Source organism: Sphaerochaeta associata, assembly GCF_022869165.1.
GTDB classification, from domain to species: Bacteria; Spirochaetota; Spirochaetia; order Sphaerochaetales; family Sphaerochaetaceae; genus Sphaerochaeta; species Sphaerochaeta associata.
The window spans coordinates 402,405-420,728 of sequence record NZ_CP094929.1 but is presented as its reverse complement, the minus strand read 5'-3'; the positions used below and the strand labels follow the sequence as shown (position 1 = coordinate 420,728).

Below are 18,324 nucleotides of genomic sequence, written 5' to 3'. Positions count from 1 at the left end.
TTGATAGGGGTATGCCATCGGCATACCCCCAATGGAAACGAATTACTCGCCCAATAGTTTTGCAACTTCCTCACTACCAGCTCTGATAGCTCGAGTGATGGCATAATCCTTCTCATAATTGACCGGGATAAACCTATCGTTCTCCGGCCAAGTCTCTTTCATCAACGTACCTGCCCAGTTGTAACTGAGAAACGCATCACGTATCTTTGCCTGCAATTCAGGTGCTATACGATAGTTTACGCCCCAAGCTGTCGGGGGGAATGTTTGAGACTCAAAAACCAGCGTCATCCATTCTGCAGGATCAGGAACACGGTTTCCTGCAACCATTCTCTGCAATACTGTATCAGCAATGGCTCCGGCATCATAGTCTCCGTTGAAAACACCAGCAATTGAGTTGTCATGTTTGCCAGAGAAGGCTACTTTATAGTCTTTGGTAGGCAGCATCTTAAACTGATCATACAGAATGGCTCGAGGAGCACTGTAACCAGAGTTTGAACTCTCAGAAACGAATGCGATGGTCTTACCCTTCAAGCCTTCAATGGTGGTAATACCTGAGTTCTTGTGTACGATAATCGCCATCTTATACCCGGTCATGCCGGTTTCGGCACCCATAATAACCATCGGGACAAATCCACCGGTATTGACTGCATCCTGTACAGTTCCTGCCGCAAAACCGGAAACATGGAGGCGGCCGGCTCTCATTGCCTCAATCTGAGTAGCATAGCTGGTAACAGCAAACCATCTCACTTTTTTGCCAGTCTTTGCCTCAAGGTGTTTTTGGAAGTCCACAAACACTTCTTCATAGACTGCAGGATCTTCTACCGGTGCATAGGCAAACACCAAGGTATCGGGGTCAAGCCACTGCTTTGAGTCGGCAGGAGGATCAGCGACCATGTCACCATCCTTATCCACATACATAGGATCGAGTTCGCCGTACTGTGTCGGTTCAACCTGCTCTTTGGCCCCTTGGGCAAAGGCAAAGCTTGCTACGAAACAAAGAATCAAGACCAATACTACACTTTTTCTCATCGTTCTCTCCTTTTATTCTCTGGTATCAATGTACCGAAATATCCTTACGATATGGATTTACGAATCTTTGCAGAAACCCATTCAGCAACTACAACAGTAAAAAAGATAACAATCAGAATCGACATCACTTGATCCCATGCAAGGCGGTTGATGGAAGAGTTCAGCAACATGCCGATACCACCTCCGCCAACTATGCCGATAATTGTTGATTCCCTGATATTATTTTCCCAACGATAGACTGAAGTCCCGACAAATGAGGGCATCAACTGTGGGAGGTACCCATACATAAAGACTTGTGCTTTCGTTGCCCCTGTAGCAGTTATTGCCTCTATAGGCTCTTTATTGATTTCTTCGATTGCTTCATACATAAGTTTGCTGATCATACCCAACGAGCGGATAGCAATCGCAATGATGCTTGCCAATAAGCCAGGCCCAACAATCTGGACGATCAACAACGCCCAAATCATACTATTGACCGATCGTGAGGCAACAATGACTGTCAGCACCACCATGCGTACTGCACTGTTGGGGGTAGTGTTTTTAGCCGCCATAATCGCGAGTAAAAATGATATAACCACTGCGATACCGGTGCCAAACACAGAAATAGTGATAGTATCCCACAGAGCCGGCATAATCCTGCCGAAATACTTTACATCAGGGGGAAACATACGACTTACAAAGTCACGAATCTGCACTGGTGCATCGGAAACAAACTCCCACATTGTCTGCCTGCCGATATAGGAGGAGGAAATGAGGAATATGACAAGAATGACAAGGAAGGAAAAGAAGCGAGTCCTTTGCTGGGAAACAGTCCGACGCTTCCAGAAAAATGTTGTTCCGTCTTTGTGGATGGGCATTAGACTATCCTCCTTCGGATTGCACTCGAGCCATACTCGGTTACCAAAACCATGATGATAATTACCAAAAGAATCGCTCCAGCAGTATGATAATCGTAGCGCCCCATCGCCGTGTCGAGCACTGCACCTATCCCACCGGCTCCGACGATACCAATGACCGTCGACTGTCTGAAGCTGATATCTGCACGGTAGATGGACAACCCGATGAATCTTGTTGAAACCTGCGGCCAAACAGCATACACCACTGTCTGTAGCCAATTTGCCCCTGTGGCACGAATGGCCTCCAGTTGCTCTTCCTGAATATTCTCTATATCCTCTGCAAGCAGCTTGCCGATGAAGCCCACTCCGTTAACCACCAAGGTCAGTACTCCAGCCAATGGACCGTAACCAAACATGATAACAAAAATGATACCCAGTATCACAACATGCAGACTTCTGATCAGCATCAAAAAGACACGGCAGATGAGGTATACCCATTTGGGTACAATATTTCTCGATGCACCAAGAGCAAGAGGAATAGCCAAAACCATGGCAAAAGCCGATGAAGCCAACGTCATTGCCACACTCTCAAGTATACCCTCAACGATGTATTTGCCACGCGATTGGAAATCAGGTTGAAAAAATCCTGAGAATAACAATCCCACTCGTGAAAGGCCTCGTGCCACGCGGTCAGAGTCTACTTGAATGCCTTTCCCAGCCAGATACAAGTAGACCAGCACCAGTACAAGAATGCCGTATCGCAGGAAAGGGCTTTCAATCTTTCGTTTCTTTCTCCATGTAGTTTGCACCTTTTGCATGCTCACTCTCCCATGGAAAAGATGTCGGCTTCGTCGTCCTCATCTTCTTTCTTTTTCTTCGAAATATTCCAATCTTCTTCTCCATAAATCGTATTGAGGACATTGACATCCAAATCAGCACTTTGTCCTTCGAAGACAATCCTACCATCCTGAAGACCAACGATTCGTTGTGCAAACTGCTTGGCTAGAACCACATCATGGATATTGATGATGCACTGCAGATTACGCTCCTGCACCAATTCTACAATCAAGCGCATAACCTGCCTGCTGGTTTTGGGATCCAAGCTTGCCGTCGGCTCGTCCACCAACAGGAGTTCTGGATTCTGGATAAGGGCACGGGCGATACCCACCCGCTGCCGTTGCCCGCCTGAAAGCTGGTCAGCACGGTTGTCGACAAAGTCCGATAGTCCCACACGCTCAAGCAGTGTGTAGGCTTGAGTGACCACTTCTTGAGGAAAACGACGCAAAGTGCTGGGCCAAAAACCAACATATCCAAGTTGACCTGAAAGTACATTCTCCATAACCGTCAATCGATCAACCAAGGCGTATTCCTGGAAAATCATACCAATTTTCCTGCGTCTCAAGCGAAGTTCCTTTTTACCGAGATCACAGACATTGACGCCATTTATCATAATTGAACCGGAGGTGGGTTCCACCAAGCGGTTGATACACCTGATCAAGGTACTCTTTCCTGCTCCTGAAGGGCCTATAAGTGCCATGACAGTATTCTCTTTCAGTGTCAACGACACACTTTTAAGCGCTTCTTGTCCTGATGGATACCTTTTAACCAATTCCTTGATTTCAACCATGAATTCTCTCCATTATCCTTGATAGGATCCGATTGCATCTTGGGCAGCAATCGTATCAATCGTATCTACACATTGTGCGAGTAGTCCTGCATCGGAGGCTACTACCGACCAGCGTGCAACCCCTTCCTCACTTTCACTCGAGCGTTGAGAAATGCAAGCCCATACTGGACTTTCACCAGCCGCTCCAATCCTGAGCAACGAAGATCCAAGTAGTGTTCCATCGGCTTGGGTGTTAACCGATTCGAATCCCTGGGATAGAAAGGCTTTCTCAACCCTCGAAAGAGCCTTTGCTCGATTACTATCGTTTGCGTAGGTGTACCCCCATTCCCGCTTACGTTCGACAGAATTCTGCAAGTCAAGCAAATCGAGAAAGCGTTGCTTCTCTTCTCTCCAAGTTTTCAAAAAGAGCAGTATAATGAGAAGAGTGCTCTCTGTAGCTACAATTCTTCCTTCATAAGCAAGAGTAATATAGTAGTGGGCACTCTCCTCCACTGCAGCCACCATTCCCTGCGCATTTCGCTTGACAAGCAGTTCCTTGATCTTTGAGTGTCCGTTGGGAATCAGTTGGGGCTTGGCACCATATGCCTTGATTGAATTAACCAATAAAGGATTGGCTTTAGGATCGAATCCGAAAGCTGTGGATGCTGAATCAGGATGAAACCGCTTGAACCCGGGGGCAAGAAATGCAAGTACCAAGGACGGTTCCACGTTTACCAAGCCATGAGCGATTGTATCGACCCTATCACCATCGCCGTCGAAGCAGAAGCAGAAATCATAGGAAGGATGTTCTTTCAGATACGCTACAGTCGGTTTTATACTTTGTTCTAGAATGGGATTGGGCGGGCCTGACGGAAAATTCCCGTCAGGAACTACATTTCTTGCAACAAAATGCACTCCTGCTTCTTGCAAGCCGAGCAACACCTCAGCCGCAGCGGTTCCACTGAGAAAATCAAGCACTACCCTAAGCCCATGCAACGAACCTTTTTCAACACCAGCCCACGATAAGCAAGCCTGTACATATGCTGTACGGTCTTCGATGCAAAGGATGTCTCCTCGCTTTGAAGCAAGATCAAGGGCTGTACCTTGTATAAACAATTGACGAATTTGGGTAAGCCCGCCTGCCGGTCCAATATCCTGTGCGATGGGAATACAATAAGGGCCTACCAGCTTCTGGCCGGTATATCTTCCCGGATTATGGGAAGCTCCTATCATGATGCCCAATATGGAGCCAAGACGCGAACAGCTGAAATAGAATTGGCAGGTCGACACGGGATTCAATTCTGTATGAACGGAGAACCCTAAGCAGGAGAAGTGCTCGATGCCTTGTTGCAAGAGAGAGTTGCCACTGAGCCGTGCGTCTCGACATAACAAAACTGAATCAACCTTCAATATGGTTCTGGCATATACTGCGATGGCATCAAACAGCCGACGAGCATGATCATAATCAAGCAAGCCGGCATCAATCCTGATATCGTAGGCATGAAAGAGTCGTTCAGCTAGTGCAGCAGAGTCAATGTTGGACATACTACCTTGCCTGTTGGTTTAAGCTTTTCTACCTCAGTAGTATCGCATCCAAAATTGAAACGTGTCAATTTAAATATTCAGATATCAACGTATGAAACTTTCCCTCTCTCTTTCATATACTTGTTGAGCCCTTTGCAATGATTTTTTAATCGGAACCTGTTCATACCAACACCTCCATACTGCTTCACCCAACAAGTTTACAAACTTATGATCATTGAATGGGGCGCAGTTCGTGGATGGAGTTCGTTGTCCTAATGCTTGAGTAAACCCGGTGGAGAGCATTTCCATCCAAGGGAAGGCTTCGATGACCTCGTAATTGGTGAGAGTGCTGGCAGTAATGGGATTTCCCCCAAACAAAGCAACCGCAGAGGCCACAGGTTCGCTAGCCATCCACGCTATAAAACGTAATGCTTGTTCAGGATGACGGCAGGCGCGGGTAACCCCTAAACTCCCGCCACCCAGCAAAGGTCTGCATCCCGGAACCATGCTGTAGCCGATCTTGTCGGAGACTTGAGAGTTCTTACCAAAGAATTCACTAGCAAAATTGGAAAAGAGAATAGTCATTGCCGTTTTGCCATTGGCAAATTCCTGTGCTGCTTCAGTCCACCATGTTTGGGGAGAACTGATGGAGTGCCGTAGCGAGAGTATATCCTGCATAGCCCGCTCTGCTTCATCAGAGATCAGTCTGGGCAGACCCTCTTCAAAAAGGGAGGGAGCATAGCTGAAGTATCTGGTCATGAACTCTGTGCCTGCAACTACAGGCTTCTTACCCAACAACAAGGTTGAGCCGTACTGAATGGGAGAAATTGGATTGATTGCATTGGAGAAGAATCCGGCAATGCGATTATACTGATTGAATGTTGAAGGGACCTTCAATGTCTCATGATATGTCTCTTGGTAAATCCTTCGATACATAGGCTTCTCAAATAGGTCTTTTCGATAAAACAGAACTTGCAAACTCGGAGAAATAGGTATTGCGTACCGTCTGCCCCTCACATGGGTATAGGGTTGTTCCACCCCTTCAACCAGATTTGTGAACACCGAATCCACCGAATATGGAATTTCATCAAGCGGTCTCAGCACCTTGGGGGCATCCCAGGAAAATACGTCTGCACCAATACGCAATATATCATACTCGGATGCAAGCGTCTCAGAGACAAGTACTTCATTGATTCTTTCATAGGAAGCTATCTCAACAGAGATGGCAATACCTGTCTCTCGACTGAATTTTTGTGCAAAATGCTGTAAAGCTGAACTATGGGGAGTTGCTAGAAGCAACACTCGCAATAAACAAGGCTCCATTCTGGATTTCGACCAGGTTCGAAACCCGTTGTTGGGTAAAACACATGCAGAAGTTTGATGGCTGGAAAGCGCATTAAGGAGTTGTTCAGCAGCTTTTCTTCCTAAATATCGGTAATTGAGCTCATATCGTTCAAAGTCTTCTTCAGGCAGGGTATTCAACGTACTCAGGGTTATGAGTCTGCTTGGAGTCTCTGGAAAGAAACTCTGCTGGATATTCTTCCAAACTCTGGCGAGCCCAGGATGTGTTGTTACAACACATGAAGGAGGCAGGCTCTCGTGCAAACTAAGTAATTTAGATTTTCGATTGAAAAGATTGGTTCGAACGTGAGAAAGAGATGGGTACTGTTCACGCAGCAACTGTATAAATGTCTCGTCGTTATCCGCTTTCTCTTCAGTAACTACACACATCGAATCTACTTCACATTGTCTTAAATAGGCAGCGATATCAGCAGCAGCTTTTGCATAGTCGAAACCAATCCAAAGAGGTCCTCCTTTTCTTTCTATAAAAAGGACATTTGCAGGGTCAAATCCCAACTCTTGATACACCTTGTAAGCTTCTGCTCCAACCGAAGAAAAACAAGCAAGACCCGGTGCCATGGAAGCCTTGATTTGCTCAACCAATGAGCGTTCCCGTTCTGCATTGTCTTCACTATAGTACACCACTGATTCATAACCTTGAGCTTCAATAAATGCCGTAAATGAGATTTGAAAATCGACGTAATGGCGATCCTGTGGATTGGGGATTATAAGAGCTATGATATTGCTTGAGCCTTTGCGAAGCATCTTAGCCTTTTCATTGGCCGTATAGCCAAGTGAATGGGCGGCAGCTTCAACACGAAGCATCTTGTCACTACTGACATTCCCCTTGCCGTTCAAGACATTTGAGACGGTCCCTTGGGAAACACCAGCTACCTTTGCAATATCCTTTATTGTCGCCATGTTCAGAGAGTATATCAGAATCTAAAGATGGCAAAGAGCAAGTTGTGATTCACAATAGAAAAATTCACTCAAAGACAATCTGATGGAATCATCACCCCTTTCACTAAGGCATCATGAGAAATGTACCTATTTACACCCTTCCGAGTATAAACCAACAAAATTCTCTTGTATTATTACCCGTTCGGGTATAAATTATACCTATGGATTCAATTGCGCGATTCATCAAGGAACAAAGAAAACGGAATAAGCTTACCCAGGAAGAATTTGCCCTTCGAGCGGGACTTGGCCTTCGGTTTGTCCGTGAACTGGAACAAGGCAAGCCTACTGTAAGGCTGGATAAAGTAAATCAAGCGTTGGCAATGTTTGGAAGCCAGGTAGTACCGGGCCCTATTGAGCAGAAGGATGAAACCTGAGCACCCCTACCTTAAAGGTATTGCACCAGACATGAGAAACAAGCATTTGAAGCGTTGATTAAATCACGAATGAGAAGATTGCAAGCATAGAATATGCTACCTCTCATCCGACATTCGCATCTATTGATATTTAGGAAGGATTGCCGGGGATTCTTGTTCCATTCTTGTCTTGCATCTGATTGGAACTGAAAAATGCCGATAGATTGCTCCACCAACCTTTCTCATCGGCCCTTTTCTCGGGAACATCGTTTCATAATACCACTACACAATCCCATTACTGACAGCTGCCCATCTCTCGTATATACTGCACCCATGAAGATGGCACGCTCCAGCTATATCACCAAGATGTTCATTCTGCTCGCGCTGGTCATGACGCTCGTCACGTTGTTGATGGGAGGGACTGTCCTCTTCTATCTATACCGAACCGTGGAACAAGAGGTCATTGGTTACAACCGGTCATTGCAAAAATACGCAACGGACAGTAGTGCTCAAACCATGAATCGCCTTATTTCACTTACCCAGGAAGTCTCCTATGACAGTGTGCTCATTGAAAAGTTGTATGCGCATAAAAATAAGCAGAAAGCAGCATTCGAGGAGGAAATTTCCACCTATCTAGGCAACAAAGTGAATAATACCATCTGGGTCACCTACCCGGAATCAAACTTGATCACCTTGCATGTGTTGTACGAATCGGAACAGTCCTTTCACAAGATCTCACCGCGATACACTGAGAATGCAGTGCTGCCTTCTCTCTTGGAGAGCGGAAAACTTTCAAGCAGCGCACCCACAATCCTCCCCATGATTGAGCACCCTGGCAGACGAGGGGTACAGCAATTCTCTTTCTGTATCAGCAATCCGCTCATAGATCCGGTCAACGGCGATTTCTACGGGTACGTCATCCTCGATGTCAGCGAGAAAGTACTGTACGACTCCTACAAGGACCTGCAATCGGAATCGAAGATATTTGTAATAGTCGATGAGCAGGGCACAGTACTCTCTGCAAAAGATAAAACGCTCATCGGGACTCACTTCCTTGATGCAAATCCTGCCGGGCTGGGACAACGAGCATCGGGGTATGTACGATCGCAGGATAAGCAGGCCATGCTTTTCTATCAGCAAATAGGCGGATCCGATTGGTATTTGGTCCAGCAAAGCAACATCGCAGTTGTCATGGCATCGCTGAAGAAGATGCAATGGTTCATCATTATACTCTTCTTCATCAGCATCCTCACCATGCTTTACATCATATCCCGTTTCCGTCATCAGACCGCAAAGCCGATCATCGGCATGAATACGATGCTCGATACCGTTGCCTCAGGCGACCTGAACGTAAGGGCAACCGTACATACAAATGATGAGTTCGGGCAGATGGCAGCCTCCTTCAACACCATGGTGGACAAAATCAACAATCTTTTAGCAACCATCACAGAGACAGAAAAAGCCAAACGACTGGCTGAGCTCGATTTCCTTCGAGCCCAGATACATCCGCATTTCATCTACAACACCCTCAGCTCCATACGGTTTTCCATCGATATGGGCAAAACGGAGAATGCAAGCGAAATGCTCTTTCATTTCACGAAACTCTTGCGGGCAACCTTGAATCGCAGCGACCAATTCATCTCGCTTTCGGAGGAAATCGCCATCATCGACCATTACGTGAAGGTACAATCATACCGCTATCCCGACGGTTTTATTCTGCAGAAAGAGTTGCAAAAAGAAACACTCGATTTGGAAATTCCCTCATTCATTCTTCAACCCTTGGTTGAAAATGCCATTTTCCATAACGAAGGACTCAATCATATCAACATCATCACGCTCAGAACCAAGAGAGAAGGACAAATCCTTCACATAGCCATTGAAGACAGTGGGTTTGGAATGAAAGAGGATGAGGCTCAGACTGCATTGGCAAAGAATGCCACCCTGAATAAAGTCGGGCTGCATAACGTTCAGGAACGGATCCAGCTGAATTACGGTACCGCATTCGGACTTTCAATCACCAGCAAGGAACATGAAGGTACCACCATTCATATCACCATTCCGGCACGAGTCTATAACGAATTGGAGAAAACACACCATGTTGAGCATCCTTGTAGTTGATGATGAAGCTCCGATCAGGGATTGGGTTGCATATTGCATCGAACGGGAACCACAGCGAGACCTCAAGCTGATCGCCAAAGCGAGAAACGGGCAGGAAGGCGTTGAAATGGCCCTGCAATACCGCCCCGATCTGGTCATTACTGATATCATGATGCCTGGTTTGGATGGTCTTGGGATGATGAAACAGATCCTGCAAAGCCTTCCGTACACGAACTTCATCATCCTTTCCAACTATGCCGAGTTCTCCTATGCCCGTACCGCCCTCGCTTATGGGGCCAAGCACTACCTGCTCAAAAGTGAGATGAGAGCCACTGACCTCATCGAAGCCATAGAAACCCTGCATCAACATAAAAAGGACCTGCTTCAGGGCAAACAAACCGACATGTACGCAAATGGATTCCTTGACATCTATGACCTGTATCAACATGCCGGGGATGGAGATTTCGCCCGTACATTCATGCATCGGCATGGCATGCAAGACGCCCTTCCGTACTGTCTCATCGGCCTTGAGGAAACAGATCTCTTCATCCAACGACAGGTGATCGACAACATGATTGCACTTGAAAAACCAACACTCTGCCTTGCCGCCCTCCAAAAACATACAGTTATGGTGTTTCTCCAAGAATCAACTTGCAGTGCCCTCAATGCTAGAATCCAGAAACTGACCTCCGCTCTACTGACGACTACGAAAAATACTATAGGCGTTTCTCACACTAGGAACGACCTTTCAGAATTGCTCACCGCACTGCATGAAACCGACCAAATGGTGCTTGCCGGTTTCTTTTATCCGCAAGAGAGACAACTAACCACGTCCTTTTTCCACTCCTCACCAATAATCGACCGTCAACAAATCTGGAAAGCCAGTACTGAGATATTTGAAGCCTTGCAACTGCAAGATAGTAATAAAACCAGAACCCTGCTAACGCATTGGCTTGAACAGCTAAGTCGGGTTGGGCTTGAGGATATTCAATGGGCCAAAGAAGCCTGCCTACGCATGCTCTTTACCGTAGAGGAACGAGTCATGCATACCCAGCAAAACAAAATTACTGAAGCAAGCAAGGAGCCCGACTCATTCGAGGAATGTAAAAAGCGGATACATGATTCCCTATGCATCTTGGATGAAGCTCTCTGCGATACATATTCGCAGCGAATCCAGAAAGCATTGGCGTACATGAACGAACACTACTCGCAGCCCATCTCGCTAGTCGAAACCGCTGACCATGTCAGTCTTTCTGCAGAGTACTTCAGCCGTCTTTTCAAAGAGAAAACAGGGGAGAACTTCAGTGTCCACCTTATGATGCTCCGCCTCCAACAAGCACAAAAGCTTCTCACCGAAACCAATGACAAGATTTATGACATTGCCAATCAGGTCGGGTATGCTTCTGCCAGCCATTTTTCCAAGCTTTACAAGAAGTACATGGGCATCAATCCTGAAGAAGTCAGAAAAGAACAAGAAATCTCAAAATTACGATAGAAGAACCTCCACGTCGAGGCTTCAATGTCAAAACCTTGATGAAACAGGTCATGATTCAGTCTTTGCAAAAGGGTAACCGCCTCATACGCTGTACATACAGAAGGCTGTATGCAGCCCAGGAGGAACTACCAATGAAAAAACTGACCTGTCTGTTCTTGATTGCATGTTTGGCACTCTTCACTTTGACTGCCGGGGGAAACAAGGAAAGTGCCGAGGTAAAACCGGCGAAGGCGCCGAGCATCGGGCTCGTCCTCTCCACCGGTGGGCTCGGGGATAAGAATTTCAACGATATGGCCTATGAGGGTCTGCAAAAGGCTCAAGAAGCCTTGGGCATTACGTTTGACTATGTAGAACCCAAGTCACCAAGTGATTTCCTGCCGCAAAACAGAATGTTTGCTGAAGCAGGAACCTATGATTTAATCATCGCTTTGGGCAATGACCAGCTCGAAGCATTGAAAGAAATCAAAAAAGACTTCCCCAACCAAAAGATATCCTTCATCGATTCATCAGCCGTAATTGAAGGGGTTCGATCGGTTTCCACCAAATGGGCTGAACAGACCTTCTTGTGTGGTGTTGTTGCAGGTTTGGGAACCCTCAGTACCATGGACAAGGCAAACAAGGAGAATACCGTAGGAGTAATTCTGGGCATGGATTTCCCCAACCTTCGTGAAGGTGTGGCAGGTTTCATCGCCGGAGTCAAATACGTCAACCCCGATTGTGATGTGCTGCAGGCTACCGTAGGAGCCTTCAACGACCCCGGCAAGGGCAAAGAGATTGCACTTTCCATGTACAACCGTGGGGCAGATTTCATTCAGCACATTGCCGGAGCTTCCGGTCTCGGCGTGTTCAACGCTGCCAAGCAGGTCAATCGCTATGCATTCGGTGTCGGCGGCAATCAAAACCATCTCGAGCCTGATCATATCGTCGCCACCTCGATCCGAAACGTCAACGACATGGTCTACAACGAAGTAAGTGCCTTGGTTGATGGAAGTTGGAGTGCAGGACTGCAGATCAGCGGCATGAAGGAAGGCGCAGTAGGTTATTCAACTGAATACTCCAATGTCACCCTTCCCGAATCGATTCGCACCATAGTCGAACAAACACGCAAGAAGATCATCGCTGGAGAGTTGGTGCTTCCCACCAGCATGGAGGCTCTTCCTTCCTGGACAGCCGCCAATCAGTATAAATAAGTCCATCCAATGATCGAGGAGTAGAGCATGAGCAGGGTCCAAATGCAGGACATAATCAAGGATTTCCCTCTTACAAGAGCTCTGGATACCGTTTCATTCACACTGCAACGGGGTTCCATCCACTCCCTGCTAGGTGAGAACGGAGCAGGGAAATCCACCCTGATGAACATTCTCTACGGAATGTGCAAGGCCGACGCGGGGACGATTACAATCGACGACAAGCCGGTGGTAATCAACAACCCCCGCGAAGCCATTGCCTGCGGCATCGGGATGGTTCATCAGCACTTCATGTTGGCCCCGGTGCTCTCCGTCACAGAGAATATTGTCGTAGGAAATGAAAAACAGCGAGGCTTGTATTTTGACATACACAAAGCAGCAGAGAAGGTGCAGACACTCATAGACCGCTACCATTTCCATATGCAGGCCACCGATTGTGTGTCATCATTATCGGTGGGAGTGCAACAGAGGGTGGAGATCCTCAAAGCCCTCTATCATGGATCCGACATTCTCATTCTCGATGAACCGACAGCTGTCCTGACCCCTCAGGAGGTCGATGAGTTGTTTGTCATCCTTCGCATGCTCAAGAATGAAGGGAAAAGCATCATCCTCATCACTCACAAGCTCAAGGAAACACTGGCAATTGCCGACACATTTTCTGTACTCAGGGACGGCAGGCTCATCGCCAGCGCCCTTCCTGTTGCCGGCACCAATGAACGTACCTTGGCACAGATGATGGTAGGGAGGAATATCAGCCTCACTTCCACACGAAGAAGCAAGCAACGCGGGGAAGTCTGTCTTGCAGTAGAAAATCTCTGCCTTACCGAAGGGTCGAATACTGTATTGAAAAACATCAGCTTCACCCTCCACCACCATGAGATACTCGGCATTGCGGGTATTGAGGGGAACGGCCAAAGTGAGTTGATTGAAGTTCTGACAGGCCTCAAGGAGGCCCGATTCGATTCGTTTGTTTATGAAGGGAAACCCTTGGCGGGCAATGCCATCACATTTCTTGAGAACCGTATCGGCCATGTGCCTGAGGACAGGTCTACACGAGGCTTGATCTCGCAGATGAGCATCGAAGAGAACGTAATTTTGGGCTATCATCACAAACAGCAGTTTTCCAAGGCAGGTTTCTTTAAACCTTCTGCAGTAACGGATTTTGCAAAACAACAGATTGATTCCTACCAAATCAAGGCAGGATCAAGCAAGCAGGCCTGCGCCACCCTCTCTGGGGGAAACCAGCAGAAAGTCGTCATTGCCAGGGTTTTCAGCGAAGATCCCAACCTCATCATCGTGGCGCAACCAACACGTGGTGTCGATATTGGTGCAATGGAGTACATCCACGAACAGATCTTCTCACTCAGGGATGCAGGAAAGGCAATTCTTCTCATCTCGGCGGACCTCGATGAAGTACTCAGGCTCAGTGACCGCGTTGCCGTTCTGTACGAGGGTCAATTGGTCTCGATCAGTGAGAATGGAACCTATAATGAAACAGAATTGGGATTGATGATGACAGGATCCTATCAGAAGGGAGATAATGATGATCAGCATTGAAGCTCAGAATAAAAGCCAGAAGGCCTTGCACTCGCTCTCCCTCTCATTTGGTGCATTGGTTTTGGCCATCCTTGTCAGCGCGATTGTCATGGCTCTGTGCCGATTCAATCCTATGCAAGCCTTTGCAGCAATTTTCCAAGGGGCATTCGGCAGTCTCAGGGCTGTAAGTCAGACGTTGGTGCAAGCCACTCCCCTGATGTTTACAGGACTTGCCTTTGCCATAGCCAAGAAAGCAAGCCTGATCAATATCGGTGTTGAAGGGCAGATGTACATGGGTGCGATTGCCGCAGCCTGGATTGGGGCCATGCCGCTTCCACTCCCACTCTTTGTGCATCTCCCCCTGGCGATTGTCATCGGTGCGGCAGCAGGAGCCTTGCTGGCCGGATTCGTAGGTTTCCTTAAGGTAAAATTTGGATCCAACGAGGTTATCGCCACCATTGTCCTCAATACGATTGCCATCAACATTACGAGCTACCTGGGCAATTATCCGCTGAAAGCCGACGGGCCGACTGCCCAGACGAACCGCATTCAGCAGACCGCAGAATTGAGCCGCATATTCCCAGGTTATCAGTTGACCATGGCTTTCTTCCTTGCAATGTTGGTGTGTTTACTCATCTATTTAATTATGGAAAAGTCAATCCTTGGATATGAAATCCGAAGCGTCGGTTACAATCGCCTCGCTGCACAGACTGCAGGAATCAACATCTCAAGAGTAGTAGTAATCAGCATGATGCTCAGCGGAGCGGTTGGAGGATTGGCCGGTGCCATGCATGTACTGGGTGTGGATAAGCGCTTCATAGTCGGTTTTTCACCTGGTTACGGCTTCAATGGCATCTCGGTTGCAGCCTTGGCCGCAGACCATCCCTTGGGGGTCATTCTTGCTTCCATCATCTTCGGGGCTTTGAACGCAGGAAGCATGGTGCTTAATCGCACCACCCGAATCCCAACCGATTTCATCAATGTCATCCAAGGCCTTGTCATCATTTTTGTTTCTGCACCGGCACTGGTAAGAGAACTCACACCACATAGGAGGAAGCGTCATGGTTGATATCCTAACTCATCTCATTCCATCCGTGCTGCTTTCTACAATCAGCATGTCAACGCCGCTTATTTTGGCCGCATTGGGAGGAGTGTTCTCTGTTCGGGCGGGCATTATGGCCTTGGGATTGGAAAGCATGATGATGACAGGAGCCTTCTGTGCGGTTCTCGGATCATACCTTTCGCAAAGCCCATTGATAGGCATAGTCTGCGGAATACTGGGAGGCATGCTGCTCGGCCTGTTGCACGGTGTGCTGTGCATCCGCTATCGGGTCAACCAAGTCATCAGCGGCATCGGCTTGAACCTGCTCGCTTTGGCAACCACAACCTTGTTGATGCAACTGGTCTGGAAGAACCGTGGCAGCAGCCCCCAGGTTCCTTCCTTGGAGTACGCAGCGCCATTCTCACCCCTGTTTCTTATATCCTTAATACTGGTGGCAATCTCGGCATTCCTGCTTTTCAGGACTAAATTCGGTCTACGCCTGCGCATGGTAGGAGAAAACCCCAAGGCAGCAGCATCGATGGGACTGAGGGTGCATGGGTACAAGTATGCCGGGACGCTCATTTGCGGCGCCCTTGCCGGTCTTGGTGGTACGTATCTCTCCCTTGATCACCTGAATATGTTCGTCCGTGATATGACCGCAGGCCGCGGATATATCGCAGTCGTCATCAACATACTGGCCCGTTACAATCCATTCAATACAATCTGGTGTGCGGGCATCTTCGGCTTCAGCGATGCAGTACAGATCGTCTTCCAAGGAAAGGGGGTTCCACCCCAGCTGGTACAGTCACTGCCGTATGTTGTCACCCTGTTTGTCTTGGCCTTCGGAGTCAAGCACATCACCCCACCAGCAGGAGTGGGAAAAAGCGAGGAGGATTGATCTATGCATCAAGCGCTTACCGAAATTTCCAAGGAGCACTGCCAATATCCATCTGCCGTCTATCTCGACGATGGTTCCGCTTATGTGGTCTACACTAAAATGCAAGGCTCTTCTGATGTAATTGTACTTGCAAAGCTCTCTGAAGCCGGTCTTGAAAACCACCTTGTGCTTTCACCTTTGAACGCCCAGGCCCTGAAGGGTACAATGGTTGAACACCAAGGAACGCTTTATATTGCGTATGCATGGCACAGAGACAAAATATGGTCGATCAGTCTCGCCGTGGTTGAATCGATGATGATCAAGAACACATACGTAATCAGCACAGGTGAAGCGGAGTTCTATCCAGCACTGTGTGTTTCAGATTCTCAGCTCATGATTGCCTATACAAGCCAAAACAAGGATGAGAGTAGGATTTTTGGGAGGATTCTGACAAATAATACACTTTCAAACCCGAGACAGCTCTCTGTGTCGACAAAGGCTTACAGGCCATCCATCACGACAGGCCCTAATGGAGCCTTCATTCTGGCCTATGATCGCTTCAACGGCTCTTCATACGACATCATCCTGAAGTCAATGGATGGGGGGGAAGTACAAGTCAACAACGCAGATGGGCGTTGGGCGGCAAGCCCGATAGTGGTTCCCCTCCAGAATGGAGTACTGGTCGGTTGGTACGATATCGGCAAGGGAGCAAGCTTCTCCTTCAAGAGCGCCTATGCAACAGTGCATCAGGGCGCGCTCACCGTTGAGCACCCCATCCAGCTGGCCGGAGCCATGGATTGGTACCAAAATATCAGTCTTGCTTCCGATGGAAGGATAGCGGCTTTTGCGTATACATGGGGAAAGAATAACATCCATGTGCGTCTTACTGATGACAATAAGAGCTGGTCCGACCCGGTGGTCATGTCCTTGGACGACACCAACTGTGCCGTGCATCCCCATCTTGCAGTGAACAAGGATTCCATTGACTTGGTATGGCAGTTTGCCTTGAAGAACGGGCATCAACAGGTCCGGAATGCTCAGCTTTATCACTCTTCAATGCCGCGTGAACAGTTCCATTGTGCCGCAAACCGTGACGCCGAGCTTCGGCAGGTGCAATTTACACTGCCGATTCCGACTCCGAAGGCATTCCCCTCCCCTTCACACGATGCTGTCGAGCGCTGGTTGAATCAGACGCAACATACAGAAAGCCGTCCCTATTTTGGCGATATCCATGGCCAAAGCGGGATCAGTGATGGAATGGGGGAGATCGACCAATACTTCCATTATGCAAAAGCAGGAGCCGATTTGGATTTCACAGCTCTTACCGACCATGACTGCTATCCAGATTGGATGTCCCCCGGTGAATGGGAATGGATTCGGACCACCGCCCGTTTGCACAACAAGGAAGGAGAGCTTGCCACACTGCTTTCCTATGAATGGACGCCGAATGAGTATCGTTACGACTTTGGACACAAGAATGTCTATTACCCCGGTGATGAAGGGGAGGTACTGCGCAGCGGGGATGAGGATGGGATGACGCCTGACAGGTTGTTCAGCAAAGTGAAGCAGTATAAGGCCATGGCATTCCCCCACCACCCTGCGGCGACATGGACGATGGTCAGCGCCGCAACCGATTGGGCTTTCCATGACGAGCAAGTACAACGTCAGGTGGAAATCTATTCACGACATGCTCCGTTTGAATTCTATGGTAACCACTCAATCTATACCAAGAACAACCCACAGCTTACCGACTGCAGTGTGCAGGATGCACTTGCACTGGGCTACCACATGGGCTTCACCGCCGGCAGCGACTCCCACCAGCTCGAGCATGGCATTGAAGGCGGAATTCTTGGCATGGTCCTTCCGACGCTCAACCGCAGCGGAGTGTTCAAAGCCTTGTACGACCGTGCTACCTGGGCCACTACAGGGGCTAGATTGCTTATCGACCTGAAGGTCGACGGTAAGCCGATGGGAAGCATCATCCACAAGAAAGCCGGAGAATCATATACTCTTGATTTTGCAGTTGCAGGAACCACCTCTCTGACCGTTGAACTACTGAAAAACAATCACGTAGTATTCTCCCACGAAACAAACCAAGAGGAATACCACGGGACCTTCATGGATACGAAGCAAGAGGAGAATTGTTGGTATTACCTGAGAATCACCCAACAGGATGAACACCAAGGCTGGTCGAGTCCGGTATGGGTTGAATGATTAAAATGTAACATTCAAAACTCAGGTACCTCAACCTCCCGTTAATCTTGCCCTTCAGCTAGCGTACAGCGACTGAAGGGCAAGGTGGTTGATGAACTGGAACCCTTCGAAGGCATCCTAATTCTGCATGAAGGTGGTGTCCAGATTCAGGGTGTGGGTCTTGAGCATGCGTATGTCTGTGAAACAAGACATCATCACTTGGTATGATAAACTGGGTATTTATTGTA

Annotated in this window: 14 protein-coding genes; 8 read left to right on the top strand and 6 right to left on the bottom strand. The window is 48.0% G+C overall.

Features of this window, described 5'->3' with window-relative positions; genetic code table 11:
- Positions 1–42: 42 nt before the first annotated feature.
- The 6 genes from phnD to MUG09_RS01930 all read right to left on the bottom strand — a co-directional run bounded on the left by phnD (position 43) and on the right by MUG09_RS01930 (position 7,257).
- Complete coding sequence (gene phnD / locus MUG09_RS01955) at positions 43–1,029, bottom strand: phosphate/phosphite/phosphonate ABC transporter substrate-binding protein (RefSeq protein ID WP_244772973.1); 987 nt, start codon at positions 1,027–1,029, stop codon at positions 43–45.
- 44 nt (positions 1,030–1,073) lie between these two features.
- Complete coding sequence (gene phnE, locus MUG09_RS01950; protein ID WP_244772965.1) at positions 1,074–1,886, bottom strand: phosphonate ABC transporter, permease protein PhnE; 813 nt, start codon at positions 1,884–1,886, stop codon at positions 1,074–1,076.
- Complete coding sequence (phnE, locus tag MUG09_RS01945; RefSeq protein ID WP_244772963.1) at positions 1,886–2,683, bottom strand: phosphonate ABC transporter, permease protein PhnE; 798 nt, start codon at positions 2,681–2,683, stop codon at positions 1,886–1,888. Before phnE (MUG09_RS01945) ends, phnE (MUG09_RS01950) begins: the two co-directional genes overlap by 1 nt.
- Positions 2,684–2,685: 2 nt before the next feature.
- Positions 2,686–3,492, bottom strand: coding sequence for a phosphonate ABC transporter ATP-binding protein (phnC, locus tag MUG09_RS01940; protein ID WP_244772961.1), 807 nt, complete (start codon positions 3,490–3,492; stop codon positions 2,686–2,688).
- Between the two features lie 12 nt (positions 3,493–3,504).
- The gene (locus tag MUG09_RS01935) at positions 3,505–5,016 is read right to left on the bottom strand and encodes a phosphohexomutase domain-containing protein (RefSeq protein WP_244772959.1); all 1,512 of its coding nucleotides are present in this window, start codon (positions 5,014–5,016) and stop codon (positions 3,505–3,507) included.
- A gap of 84 nt (positions 5,017–5,100) precedes the next feature.
- Positions 5,101–7,257: an extracellular solute-binding protein gene (locus MUG09_RS01930; protein WP_244772957.1), complete on the bottom strand. Its 2,157-nt coding sequence runs from the start codon at positions 7,255–7,257 to the stop codon at positions 5,101–5,103.
- Between the two features lie 200 nt (positions 7,258–7,457).
- Here MUG09_RS01930 and MUG09_RS01925 point away from each other — a divergent pair, with 200 nt between their 5' ends.
- The 8 genes from MUG09_RS01925 to MUG09_RS01890 all read left to right on the top strand — a co-directional run bounded on the left by MUG09_RS01925 (position 7,458) and on the right by MUG09_RS01890 (position 18,097).
- On the top strand, positions 7,458–7,670 hold the full coding sequence (locus MUG09_RS01925; RefSeq protein WP_244772955.1) for a helix-turn-helix transcriptional regulator: 213 nt from the start codon (positions 7,458–7,460) through the stop codon (positions 7,668–7,670).
- A gap of 312 nt (positions 7,671–7,982) precedes the next feature.
- Positions 7,983–9,767, top strand: a complete 1,785-nt coding sequence (locus MUG09_RS01920) for a cache domain-containing sensor histidine kinase (protein ID WP_244772953.1) — start codon at positions 7,983–7,985, stop codon at positions 9,765–9,767.
- Positions 9,745–11,241: a helix-turn-helix domain-containing protein gene (locus MUG09_RS01915; protein ID WP_244772951.1), complete on the top strand. Its 1,497-nt coding sequence runs from the start codon at positions 9,745–9,747 to the stop codon at positions 11,239–11,241. The genes MUG09_RS01920 and MUG09_RS01915 overlap by 23 nt, the downstream gene beginning before the upstream one ends.
- 131 nt (positions 11,242–11,372) lie before the next feature.
- Positions 11,373–12,431: a BMP family ABC transporter substrate-binding protein gene (locus tag MUG09_RS01910; RefSeq protein WP_244772949.1), complete on the top strand. Its 1,059-nt coding sequence runs from the start codon at positions 11,373–11,375 to the stop codon at positions 12,429–12,431.
- 27 nt (positions 12,432–12,458) lie between these two features.
- Positions 12,459–13,985: an ABC transporter ATP-binding protein gene (locus MUG09_RS01905; RefSeq protein ID WP_244772947.1), complete on the top strand. Its 1,527-nt coding sequence runs from the start codon at positions 12,459–12,461 to the stop codon at positions 13,983–13,985.
- The gene (locus MUG09_RS01900) at positions 13,972–15,033 is read left to right on the top strand and encodes an ABC transporter permease (RefSeq protein WP_244772945.1); all 1,062 of its coding nucleotides are present in this window, start codon (positions 13,972–13,974) and stop codon (positions 15,031–15,033) included. Before MUG09_RS01905 ends, MUG09_RS01900 begins: the two co-directional genes overlap by 14 nt.
- On the top strand, positions 15,026–15,904 hold the full coding sequence (locus tag MUG09_RS01895) for an ABC transporter permease (RefSeq protein WP_244772943.1): 879 nt from the start codon (positions 15,026–15,028) through the stop codon (positions 15,902–15,904). The genes MUG09_RS01900 and MUG09_RS01895 overlap by 8 nt, the downstream gene beginning before the upstream one ends.
- A 3-nt stretch (positions 15,905–15,907) precedes the next feature.
- Positions 15,908–18,097, top strand: coding sequence for a CehA/McbA family metallohydrolase (locus MUG09_RS01890; RefSeq protein WP_244772941.1), 2,190 nt, complete (start codon positions 15,908–15,910; stop codon positions 18,095–18,097).
- The last annotated feature ends 227 nt before the right edge of the window (positions 18,098–18,324 follow it).